8 protein-coding genes are annotated in these 12,430 nt (G+C 55.5%); 2 read left to right on the forward strand and 6 right to left on the reverse strand.

All coding sequences use genetic code 11. From position 1 onward, the window contains the following. The 6 genes from KOE80_RS15250 to KOE80_RS15275 all read right to left on the reverse strand — a co-directional run. Window positions 1–3,144: retention module-containing protein (locus KOE80_RS15250; protein ID WP_226349455.1), on the reverse strand; the 3,144-nt coding region annotated here is incomplete at its 3' end. A gap of 175 nt (window positions 3,145–3,319) precedes the next feature. Continuing rightward, window positions 3,320–3,934: a response regulator transcription factor gene (locus KOE80_RS15255; protein WP_042489187.1), complete on the reverse strand. Its 615-nt coding sequence runs from the start codon at window positions 3,932–3,934 to the stop codon at window positions 3,320–3,322. Window positions 3,935–4,043: 109 nt separating this feature from the next. Continuing rightward, window positions 4,044–5,330 (reverse strand): HlyD family type I secretion periplasmic adaptor subunit, encoded by a 1,287-nt coding sequence (locus tag KOE80_RS15260; protein ID WP_226349475.1) that lies wholly within the window; start codon window positions 5,328–5,330, stop codon window positions 4,044–4,046. A gap of 71 nt (window positions 5,331–5,401) precedes the next feature. Then, complete coding sequence (locus KOE80_RS15265; RefSeq protein WP_413228942.1) at window positions 5,402–7,585, reverse strand: type I secretion system permease/ATPase; 2,184 nt, start codon at window positions 7,583–7,585, stop codon at window positions 5,402–5,404. Then, window positions 7,569–7,790: a hypothetical protein gene (locus KOE80_RS15270; protein ID WP_022983326.1), complete on the reverse strand. Its 222-nt coding sequence runs from the start codon at window positions 7,788–7,790 to the stop codon at window positions 7,569–7,571. Before KOE80_RS15270 ends, KOE80_RS15265 begins: the two co-directional genes overlap by 17 nt. Before the next feature lie 43 nt (window positions 7,791–7,833). Continuing rightward, the gene (locus KOE80_RS15275; protein WP_080747981.1) at window positions 7,834–9,351 is read right to left on the reverse strand and encodes a TolC family outer membrane protein; all 1,518 of its coding nucleotides are present in this window, start codon (window positions 9,349–9,351) and stop codon (window positions 7,834–7,836) included. An 849-nt stretch (window positions 9,352–10,200) separates the two neighbouring features. Between KOE80_RS15275 and KOE80_RS15280 the strand changes: the two genes are divergently transcribed. Both KOE80_RS15280 and KOE80_RS15285 read left to right on the forward strand, forming a co-directional pair. Continuing rightward, entirely contained in the window at window positions 10,201–11,628 is a 1,428-nt protein-coding gene (locus KOE80_RS15280; RefSeq protein WP_226349457.1) for an NAD-dependent succinate-semialdehyde dehydrogenase, read from the forward strand. Window positions 11,629–11,734: 106 nt separating this feature from the next. Continuing rightward, window positions 11,735–12,388: a TetR/AcrR family transcriptional regulator gene (locus KOE80_RS15285; RefSeq protein WP_009462459.1), complete on the forward strand. Its 654-nt coding sequence runs from the start codon at window positions 11,735–11,737 to the stop codon at window positions 12,386–12,388. Window positions 12,389–12,430 lie beyond the last annotated feature (42 nt).

Genomic DNA, 12,430 nt, shown 5'->3' on the forward strand with positions numbered 1-12,430 from the left:
CGGCGCTACCGCATCTTCCGTGACCTGCGCCACATCGTCTTCGGCTACCGGCTCCGTATCCAGAATCTGGATCACCAGGTCGTTGCTGCTCGATACGCCAGCCACATCCGTCACTTCCACCGTGAAGCTGTCGCTGATGTTGTCGTTGGCTTCGTTGTGCGCATGCACCTTGTTGCCTTCGGTGTAGCTGTAGCTGATCACGCCCGTGGCGGCATCGTAACCCGTCACCACCAGCACGCCCTTGCCCGTATCCGGCAGCGTCACCGGGCTCGCGGCACTCGCACCCGTAATGTCCACGCCGTTGATCGTCACCGTGGCAATGCCCGCTTCCGCAGACACGCTCACCGTGCCATCGACCGTCGCGCCAGTGTTCTCCACCACACTGTTGTGGCCCTCAGAGACATCTCCATCACCATCTTCCGGCGTCACCACCGGAGGACCATCCGTCTGACCGTTGATCGTGATCGTCAGCGTCGCCGTCGAGGTATCGCCATCGGCATCCGTGATCGTGTACTCGAACGTCTCCGTCAGCGTATCGCCATCGTTCAGTTCCTGCACCGCGCCCAGGCTGTTGTCCAGCGTGTAGCTCCACTTGCCTTCGGCATCCACCGTGAACGACCCGTACTTCGCCGTCGTGCCGTCAAACACCACCGAGGCAATCGCATCGGCGCCACGCACATCATTGACCAGCACATCACCCGTGATCGGCGCAGCCGCATCTTCCGTGATCGCGCTCTCATCTGCCTTGGCCTGCGGCTCCGTATCCGTAATATGCACACCCAACTCGCCAGTGCTTTCTTGGCCGAGCTCATCAATCGCCTTGATGTCGAACACATCGACGACCGAATCGTCACCATCCTCGTGATCTTGCGCGCCGTTTACTGTGTACTCATAAGCAATCGTACCCGTCGCCGGATCATAGCTAACCAGCTTGAGTTCGCCCTTGTCCGTCGGAATTGTGACAGGCGTGTTCCCCAGGCCTTCCAGTTCTCCCAGTGATACCGTCTTTCCGCCAACCACCAGCGCCTGCAGGCCCGCCGGCGCATCGACCGTGAACTTGCCCACAACCGGAGCCGTCGCATCTTCGGCAATGGAAACATGGCCAGGCACAACATCAGGCTGTCCGGGATTGTTGGGGTCTTCCCCATCGTTTTCGTCCGGCACATCGATCAGAGGCTTGTCGAAGATAGCCGCATCGCCGGTCGCTTCGCCGTTGGTCGTTGCCTTGTTGGTATCAGTGACCTTCAGTTGGAAGCTTTCTTCGCCTTCGTGCTCATTGTCGGCAACCGTCGGCACGCTGACCTTGATTTCGGTGACACCGGCAGGCAGCGTAACTTTGCCGCCGACAACAGTCAGCGCTTGTGTATCGCCATTGCCATCGACATACGTGACAACCATCTCGCCCAGGTCTTCGGGCTCGGCGGTGTTCGTACCGCCTGTCAGCAGATCAAGCTGCAACTCGACTGGCTTGGGTTCCTTGATATCACCCACCAGTTTCACGGTGAATTCGGCTGTGGCGCCTTCGGGCACGCGACCGCCGCCTTCCACAACCAGGGTCGGGCGGTCGTCGTCCGCAGGCGTACCGGGGCCTTCCGGATTCGTCGGATCCACCGGGATTACTCGACCATCATCAACAATCGTACCCGTACCCTCTCCCCGGATCCCTTCAGGCAGCTTAGTGCCATTGGCCGTTTCCCCTTCCTGGGTAACGATCAGCGTAAAGTCTTCTTCGCCTTCAAAAACATCATCGTCTCCGGTCTGCACGGTGACAATCACGCCATCAACCGTATTCGGGGGCAGTTCAAAGCTGAACGTGCCGTCGCCATTGTCAGTCACGGGTACCGTATTTCCGCCAACGGTCACCACCGGTGGCACGCGGGAATCCACATCACTGTCATCGGTCTTGCCGTGCTCCAGCTTCAACGTGACTGTGGTGACATTGTCAACCGGCTTGCCAAAATTCACATTGAAGCTGCCCGTACCGCCTTCGCTGATCAGCGTGTCAGTCACTGTAATCGACGGCGTATCGTTATCCTCAACAGTCGTAGTGACAGGGCCGCCATGTTCAACTTTTTCGTAGTTGCCGCCGGTGCTGCTTTCAATACCCACTTCTTCTGGAATGTTGCCTTGTACCGTACTGTCATCTGGACGCGCGGGATAGGTAACGAAACCGGTGGTCTCACCGTCTTTAATGACAATTTCCTGGCCGTTGGTAAGCTTTATCACAAGGTCACTGCCTTGCGGTGGATTATCTACGGTAGCCGTGATGGTAATCTCATCACCTTCCGTTACGGTTTCAGGGCCTTCCAACGTAATAGTCGTGGCATCGTCGTCGTCAACAATGTCACTGCCAGACGTACTGCTGGTATCCAGGTTCTCGTAATTACCGCCGGTTGTGCTATCGATACCGATAATCTCCGGACGATCGCCCTGCTCATAAACATCATCCGGGTACGGATTGTCGACAATGACACGGCCTTCTGTTTCGCCTACAGGAATGGTAATGGTGCTGCCATTGGTCAAGGTGATAATCAGGTCTTGCCCTGTTACTGGCCTATCTACACGGGCAACGATCTCATAGGAATCGCCTTCAGTAACTCGCTCCGGGGTCTCCAACGTGATTGTGCTTGTCCCAGTCACCAATGTTGGATCTACATCACTACCGGAATAGCCACCCAAACGCACGTTTTCAACGTCAGGCACGCCAGGACGCGGGTATTCCAGCGCCAGTGGGCGCGTGGTTTCCACAATGCTGACCAGACGGGTGAAGCTACTGCCACCGCCTTCGCCACCACCGGTCAATACGGCAGCAGTAGGATCCAACTGCGCGAAGGGGTCATCGCCTGCTTCCAAAGCAGCTAACACAGCCGTAATGGCTGGATCGTCCGGGTTGGCCAGGGCGGCGGCCACCGGGTCCACATCAACTTCTGCGATATCGCCGCTAACCAGGAACTCCCGGTTGTCGGAAATCGTCATAGGCGGGCTGCCTGGGATTTCGAGTTCGACGCTGGCGCCAGTCTCGGTAATGATTTCAGCGTTAACGGGGACGCGCATCCCTTCCTTGACAGCTACTTTGGAGCCATCGCTGGTACGAATCCATGCCGTACCTTCAACTCGGGTCACTAAAACAGTATCCAGTGCCATGACTGTCTGATTCCTAAAAAAAGACTGCTGCCGCGCAGCAGTCAGAAATTGGCTTTCTTTGATCAGAGAATAGCGATTTGACCCGCTACTCGATATTGGCGTCGCCGCCAGTTCGCTGTTTTATTTATTGTTATTGACTTAACTTAACAATGCTAACGAGACGGCGAGCAATGCCTTACGCTATGCCGTGTACTTTTAGCGCCAACATCAAACGATCTGTTACATCCAGCTTCTCAAAAACCGCCTGAAGATGGGCGCGAACCGTTCTTTCAGTGATTCCCAAGTCGTTGGCAATCAGCTGATTGGAGTGGCCTAGCGAGGCGCGTTGCGCGACCTCGACTTCACGGCTGGTCAATGTGCGTTCCCAGCCAGCTTTAGGTTCCAGCCGACGAGTGACATCGCTGAGCAAACGGCTCAGCAAGGACTCCCCAACCCAGATTTGACCGCTGGCCACATGATCCAAAACCTGCACCAGCAGGGCTGAGGAACTGTAGGCGTGAACGTAACCACGGGCTCCCAAAGCCAGGACCGCCTGACCTTCGGTATCCAATGGGCGTGGGCTGGCAATAATGACCTTCATGCCTTGTACTGCCTGGCTCCACTGAGGGTGGTTCCACAAAGCCAAAGCACTATCAATGACCACCAGATCACGCTGCTGTTGTTTCCAACGCAATAAATCGTCCATGCCCTGCCCTCTGGCAGGCAGCCAGGTCACGGAATCCAAATGGCGCCAATGCTGCCACAACGCCTCATCGGCCGTCAGAAATAAAACCGAATTTACTTGTCGCATACCGCTTTTCCCTTACTGGTAACACGAGCTATAAGCCATCAGCTCTTGGGCTGACTCGGGTGTTACACCTCTATCGTCAGCGCTACTCCCCCGTACGGACCAATCTGTTTTAACGCTCCGTAAAGGCGTTGGACCTGGCCCTGAGAATAGGTTTAAGTAAGTACTGCATCACCGTTCGCTTACCTGTCAGGATGTGCACTTCGGCCATCATGCCAGGCAGAATTGGACGCTTGTCGTCACCGACATACACCGTATCAGTACGTACTTTCGCTATATAGAATGAATTGCCTTTTTCATCGGTAATGGTGTCCGCACTGGTTTGCTCCAGCACGCCGGGCAAGCCGCCATAGACAGCGAAGTCATAGGCGGTGAATTTGACCTCGGCCGCCTGGCCGGAATGCAGAAAACCAATATCGCGTGGATTGATGCGCACCTCTAACAACAAGGTGTCATCAGTGGGCACAATTTCCAAAATATCCTTGCCCGGTTGCAGTACACCGCCCACGGTGTTGGCAGCCAAGGTTTTGATCGTGCCGCGCACCGGCGAACGCACTTCAGCCAGACGCACACGATCGGCCAAGGCACGCTGACCTTGTTCCAGAGAGGCCAATTTGGCACGTGTTTCGGACAACTCTGTGCGAGCCTGGTTGCGGAAGATAATTTCCACTTCGCCAATACGGTTCTGAGCTTCCTGAATGGAGGCCTGAATACGGCTGATCTGCGCCGAGGCGGCTTTTTGCTCACCACAGTAACGAGCCACATCACGTTGCAAGCGCAGCAAATCCACTTCAGACACTGCCCCGCTCTTGAGCAAAGGACGGGTCATTTGCAGTTCTTGCGAGGTCAAGCCGCAGCTGGATGCCGCCTGATCACGATTAGCCTGAGTTTCACGCAGTTCTTGCTGGCGCTGGTTCAACTGCTCCTGGGCCACCGAAATATTGGAGCGCAGCTCTTCAGTACGAGCCTGCCAGACACGACGTTCCATTTCCGCCAAGTCGGGGGCTTTTTCCAGAACCTCAACAGGCATATCAAAAGGCTGATCTGCGGCAATGGCTTCCAGACGAGCAGCCTTGGCCTTCAAGGACAAGGATTCTGCTTCGTTCTCGCCCAGAGAGGACGAGGCACGGGTTGGATCAATACGCAGCAAGACTTCACCCGCTTCCACGGACTGGCCAGGGCGGACCAGAATTTCTTCCACCACACCACCGTCCAGACTTTGCACAATCTGGACCTGGCGAGATGGCACAACCTTGCCCTCGCCACGCACCACTTCATCAATGCTGGCAAAACTGGCCCAGACAATCAGCAGGCTGATGGCCAGCAAGGTCAACCAGATCAGCAGCGTGGAACCCCGTACATCTTGGTAACGAGCCGTCCACGATGCGTTTTTGAGCATATTGCTACCAGGAGGTGGGGAATTGGTGTCCTGGAGTTGCGCACGCACCCAATTGGTCAGGTTCTTTATTTTCATGCTGCACTCCGGGCCTTACCAATCTGCCCACTACGCAAGGCGGCAATGACCTGATCCTTAGGACCATCCGCCACAATACGCCCCATATCCATCACGATCAGGCGATCCACCAGCTCCAGCAAGGCGGTGCGGTGGGTCACCAGCACAACTGTCTTGCCCTCACATTCTTTATGCAGGCTGCGACGCAGGGCCGATTCGCTCTGGTTATCCATATTGCTGCTGGGTTCATCCAGCAACAGAATGGACGGGTTACCGATCAAGGCACGAGCCACAGCGATAGCCTGACGCTGACCACCCGAGAGGGATTCGCCGCGTTCGCCAATCATCATGTCGTAGCCATCAGGATGGCGTCGTGCGAAATCATCCACCCCGGCCTGACGAGCCGCTGCCAACATTTGATCGTCAGTTGCGTAAGGCGTGCCCATCAGCAAATTGTGTTTCAAAGTGCCATAGAACAGCGTGGGGTCCTGCGAGACATAGCCCATGGAGCGACGCACGTCTGCCGGGTCAATCTGCTGGCTATCAATTCCGTCCAGCACAACGGTGCCGCCCGTCGGTTTGTACAGACCCAGGATCAGCTTGGACAAGGTGGTTTTGCCGGAGCCAATACGGCCGATAATCCCTATCTTCTCGCCAGCCTTCAAAGAAAAACTGACCTTATCCAGCACGTTCTGATTAGTGCCGGGATAGCTGAAACTAACGTTGCGGAACTCGATAGAGCCTTCCAGATAAGGGCGTGGCACAAAGTGACGCTCTTCAGGATGCTCTACCGGCATATTCATGTACGAATCCACCGAACCCAGGGAGGTACGGGCATTCTGATACTGCATCATCAAGCCAGCCACCTGCCCCAAAGGAGCCAGGCAACGGCCTGAAATCATGGAGGAAGCAATAATGCCCCCCATGGACAATTTGGTTTCCTGAACCAGGTACACCCCGATAATCACCACACTGATAGTGACCATCTGCTGCAGCATCTGCACCGTGTTCACGGTCAGGGTGGAAGTCATCTTGATGCGCGCACCCTGACGAGCCAGGTACTCGGTGGACTGTTCCCAGTCGCGCTGCGCATTGCTTTGCGCATTCAGGACTTTCAAGGTTTCCATGCCAGCCAGGGATTCGACCAGGCCGGCGTTACGCTGGGCAGCAGCCTGGAAGGTCTGTTTGGTCAGGCGTTCCATACGTGCCTGAGCAAACCAGGAAATACCCAGAATGATCACAATGGCCACAACGGGCGGGATCAGCATCCAGGGCGAGATCCAGGCCAGCACAGCCAAAAACAGCAGCACAAATGGCAAATCGACCAGTGTCGTCAAACTGGCCGAAGCGATAAAGTCGCGCACCGATTCAAAGGAGCGCAGATTGGCAGCAAAAGAGCCCACCGATGGCGGTCGGTTCTCCATGCGCAAGTCCAGCACCCGCTCCATAATCCGCGCGGACAACTGAATATCCACCCGTTTGCTGGCAGCATCAACTACATAGGCTCGCACACTCGAGAGCACCATGTTCATGACCAGCACCAGCCCAATCCCAATCGACAGCACCCACAGGGTTTCAATCGCTTTGTTGGGAACCACCCGGTCGTACACGTTCATGGTGTAGAGCGGAATGGCCAGCGCAAACAGGTTGATCAGCAAGGCAGCGCCAATGGCGTCGCGATACAGACGCCAGTTTTGCACTACGGCTGTCCAGAACCAGTGTTTGCCCTTCATGGGGGCCACACCATCTTTGGCACGCGCTTCGACGCGGAAATCCGGCTGCACCACGGCCAACAGCCCGGAGTACTGCGCTTGCAGATCTTCCAGGCTGATTTCGCTGGGGCTACCACTTTCCGGGAAATGCACCCGGGCACGTTCTTCTTCCAGCCCCAGCAACACACATGCCCGGTTATTGTTCAGCAACAAAATAACCGGGAACAGATTGGTGTCGAGTTCGGTAAAGGCGCGACGCCATACTCGGGCCGTGCAATGACCACGCGCGGCCGCTCGACTGAGCAAGGCAGGCGTCAAACGCCCACGCTGCAAAGGCAAGCCTGCAGACAAGTGCTGCGGCGTGCAAGGATTACCGTGGATACGGGTAATCTCTGCCAGGCAGGTCAGAAGAGGATCATCATGCGTCAGATGAGGCGGGATACTGTATTGCCCGCTTGCTTGTGTCGTGCTGTCAGATGAGTGGTTCATCGTCATTAATCAAATCCAGCGAATCCCGCAGGCGTTGACGGGTACGTTTGCGCTCGTTCAATTTGGCCAAGGCCTGGGGAGGCAGATCAGTCATACGAAGCACACCGTTAGCAACCAGTGCGTCAATCAAATCCTCCAGCACTCGGATAAAACTGGCATCCGAGACTGAGAGCTCTTGTTTGTAGTCATCTTCGTTCTGACTCATACGTGCCTCCCTTCACTATCCAATAACGCCAAGAAGCAGCTACTTACAGCCCGGCTGGTTTCTCGCGCAGGACTGGCGGAGCCATACCGTCGCGGTAATCAACAGAAACCGGGGTCAGGTTGCTGGTATCTGGAACAGGCGTCATACATGCCTTGAATGCCTCTTCGGGGAAGTCCAGCTTGGCGGCTTCTTCAGGCTGCTCCGAGTAAGGCTGGGACAGGCCAACTGCCGACACCAGACGGTGCGACAAGGTCAACCAACGGTATTCGGCTTGTTGCAGGTCGTAAGTGGCATTGGCCAGAGCGCGACGCGCATCAAACAGTTCGTTTTCCGTATCCAGCAAGTCCAGCAAGGAGCGCTGACCGATCTGGAACTGCTGCATGTAAGCAACGCGAACCTTGGACGTAGCCAGTTCGTGTTGTTTCAGGAATGGCAACTGAGCACGCAGGCGCTCGATGTTGTTCCAGGCCACGGCCAGATCCTGCTGTACGTTGCGGCAGGTGTAATCGCGCACGTCGCGGGCAGCGTACTGTTGAGCTGTGGTTTGACGGATGCGAGCAGCATCGGCACCACCACGGAACAGGTTGTACGACAGCATCAACTGCACGTTGCTACTTTGCGAGTTACGGTATGCGGAACCGGGAGGATCATTCTTATCCTTGCCTGTCGCAGCACGGAATTCCAAAGTAGGCGACATGCGGCCTTGAGCCACGTGTTTGCCCGACTCAGCAGCTTGATACAAAGCCTGCTTGGCCAGAATCACGGGGCTGGTGCGCAAGGATGGCAAGAAGTCGGTGGTATTGGCAGGAATCGACTCGCTCAGGCTAGGGGCCGCTTGCATGACTTCAGGAGCAGCCACACCCACAATGCGACGGTAGCGTTGCAGCACGTCGTTCAGGTTGCCGGCCTCGGTCATCATGTTGCTTTGAGCCAGGGACTGGCGGCCATAAGCCTGTTCCAGGTCCACACCACGGCCCACGCCGGATGCCGAACGTTCCTGAATCTGGCTCAGGATGTTCATGTGCATGCCGTAGTTTTCACGGGCCAGCTTTTCCATTTCGCGGTAACGCAGCACATCAATGTGCGCGTTGGCCGCTTCCAGAGCCAGAGAATCTACCGAAGCCAGCAGCTCGTAGTAGGTGGCCAGTTTTTCGTAACCCAACTGACGAACCTGGTTGATCGAGGAGAAACCATCAAAAATCAACTGACGCAGTTGCAGGCTGTAGCCGCTGCGGGACCAGTCGGTAGACGGAGCACCGGAGGTGCTGCCACGCCACTCTTTGCCAACCCAACCCTGTGCATTGACCTCGGGCAACAAGGCGCCACGGCCAACGTTCTGACCTTCAAGCGCAGACTGGAAATCCTGGAAGCGAGCGCCAAGTTCAGGATTGGACATAATTGCCCGCTCAATACTGTCCTTGAAGCTCAAGCTGTTTTCCTGCTGGGCAAGCGCTGGTTGCGCCAGCAGTAGCGCTGTCAGCAGCGCACTTACCGTTAGAGTTTTCTTACCACGCACGTCGGCCTCCGTAAGATCCTGTGCCGCGTTCGCAACAGACGTCATTACGTCAGCGTTGCAACGCATTGCCAGATCAAATTTAAGTACAAAAATGAAAGAAGAATGGGTTCGGTGTGTCGCTCAAACAAAGCGAAAGAAACACCACCCGAGGGCCCAACACCTATGTATTGCACATGGGCTTTACATCTAAGACTGGTAAGTACATCGCCAGCCGCAGCAGTATGTTCATAATGGACCGGGGCAAGACAAGGCGGAGCTACAGGCTTCTGACCTGTATTCTTGGAGCATAACCTTGTGTCTGATTGTGACTTTTTACGTGACGCATAGTGAAACTCATCACGTAGATCACGGGACAAATTGTATCTTAGATTACAAGGGGCTTCGTGGACGACAATGTTAAAAATGATAAATAGCCCGTGATAAAAAAGGCAACAATACACTGAAATTAAACGATTTCGGGCGATTAGGCGCTTAAGCAATAACTGTTGCGCTTATCCCACGTGGCGCGATCGTTGGTAATAATCTACAAAAAACTTTCACCTTAATAAGCATTTAGGTTACATCAAGATAAAACCAGGTTATCACCAGGCGATAAAAATATTTTCATCGTTAAAAATATAACAATCGCTCACATTAAGAATGCTGCACTTGTAACGATTTCTTATTGCAGCTTGATGTCAGTTTTCATCTCTTTGTCAGGCCTTCAAAAATAGATATGAAATCAAAAACTTATAACGGTTTCTTGAAGGGCTCCCTGTTTCGCGCCCGTTTGTAGCTTCTCTGAACAATCCGTTGCTGCAATATCCGCCGCCCACGCTTGTCCCGTTTCTGCTCGCCCGATACCATCGAACGGTACGTATTTAGTTAGCAACACAGACAACTTGGAGGCCGCTCATGTATCAACACCTGGCCCTGTATATCAATGGTCAATTTCTGGATGGACAAGGTCGCCAGACCCAGGCCGTCATCAATCCTGCCAATGGCAGCACCTTGGGCCAACTGCCGCTGGCATCCCAGGCGGATCTGGACGCGGCTCTGAACGCCGCCCAGGACGCGTTCAAAAGCTGGCGTCACAGCTCGCCCATGGATCGCAGCGCGATCCTGCGCAAGGTCGCGGAACTGTCGCGTGAACGCGCCCAGGAAATTGGCCGCAATCTGACACTGGACCAAGGCAAGCCCTTGGCCGAGGCGGTAGGCGAAATCATGTCCTGCGCGGACCATGCGGATTGGCACGCCGAAGAGTGCCGCCGTATTTATGGCCGCGTCATCCCCGCCCGCAACCCCAAAGTGCAGCAAATGGTTCTGCGCGAGCCCATCGGGGTCTGCGCCGCCTTTACGCCCTGGAACTTTCCCTACAACCAGGCCATTCGCAAGATCTGCGCGGCTATCGGTGCTGGGTGCACGATTATTCTGAAAGGCCCCGAGGACTCCCCCAGTGCGGTCATGGCTATTGCCCAAGCCTTTCATGATGCGGGCCTGCCTCCGGGTGTACTGAATATTGTCTGGGGTGTGCCACAGGAGGTGTCGGACTACCTGATCCGCTCGCCCATCGTGCGTAAAGTCTCCTTTACCGGGTCTGTTCCTGTAGGCAAGCAACTGGCTGCACTGGCCGGTGCCCATATGAAACGCATCACCATGGAATTGGGCGGTCACTCGCCTGTGCTGGTCCTGCCTGATGCCGATGTAGCCCGCGCTGCTCGTCAGCTGGCTCGTTTCAAAATTCGCAATGCTGGTCAGGTGTGCATTTCGCCCACGCGTTTTTATATCCACGACGACATCTACACTGCATTTGTGGACCGCTTCACCGAAGAGCTGGCCAATGTAAAAGTGGGCGATGGTCTGGACCCGGATACGCAAATGGGGCCCTTGGCTCACGAGCGCCGCCTGCCCATGATGCAAAAGTTTGTCGACAACGCCCGCTCTCTGGGTGGCAAAGTGTTGCTGGGAGGAGAACAGATCAAGCGCGATGGTTTCTTTTTCTCGCCCACAGTGCTGACGGATTTGCCCGACGATGCACTGGTCATGACCGAGGAGCCATTTGGCCCCATCGCCCCCTTGACGCGCTACAGCGATCTGGACGATGCCATCGCCCGTGCCAACAGCCTGCCCTACGGTTTGTCGGCCTATGCCTTTACACAATCCTTGCAAGACGCGCATCGACTGGGTACCGAACTGGAATCCGGTATGGTCAATATCAATCACTTCGGCAGTTCCCTGCCCGAGACTCCGTTTGGCGGCGTCAAGGACAGCGGCATTGGCAGCGAAGGCGGTACCGAAACCTTTGACGGATACTTAGTCACCAAATTTGTGACCCAGATCTAAGACTGGCTCCTGGCCCCGCTTTGCGGGGCTAGGGTGAACCCCTACTGTACTAACTGCGCATTCCCGTTACATTATTCAAACACTCGTTTGAAATTAGGAAATAACGGTGAAACGCTCTGATCGGACACAGTCCGCCATTCTCGATGCAGCCGAACATCTTTTCGCGCTGTATGGCCACGAAAATACCTCCATGCGCCAGATTACGGCGCAAGCCAAGGTGAACCTGTCGGCTGTCAATTATCACTTTGGCAGTAAAGACGGACTAACACAGGCCGTGTTCCAGCGCCGCCTGAACAGCATCAATCAAGAGCGCCTGGAAAAACTGGCGTTTTATCGTCAGCAAGCCGGTGAAGGTCCGTTGAAAGCATCCCAGGTGGTGGATGCCTTTTTTGGCCCACTGATACGCTTGGCAGGTTCAGGCAACGGCGCCCCACGCTCGTTTATTCCTTTGCCGGGGCAGGACCGCCCGGCGCCGCAGGATTTCATTCAGTCCATCTGTTGGGACGAACAAGTCGCCATCTTCCTGCCCTTCAAGCAGGCTTTGCATGAAGCTCTGCCTACCGTGCCTGAAGAAGAAATCATCTGGCGATTCCATTTCATGCTGGGTGCCACCTCTTATGCCTTGATGGGCACCCAATCACTGCGTCGGGCTTTGCAATTACCCCTTAGCGACAGCCCGGAAAGTGAGCAACAACTGCAACAGCGCTTGATGAGTTTCCTGCTGGGTGGATTACGAGCTCCTTTACCCGCCAGCACCTGAGCTGAACGGCCCTGACCACCAAGCTACACCACGGTGAACCGC

The sequence above is a fragment of the Alcaligenes sp. 13f genome (assembly GCF_020496585.1).
Taxonomy (GTDB): Bacteria; Pseudomonadota; Gammaproteobacteria; order Burkholderiales; family Burkholderiaceae_B; genus Alcaligenes; species Alcaligenes phenolicus.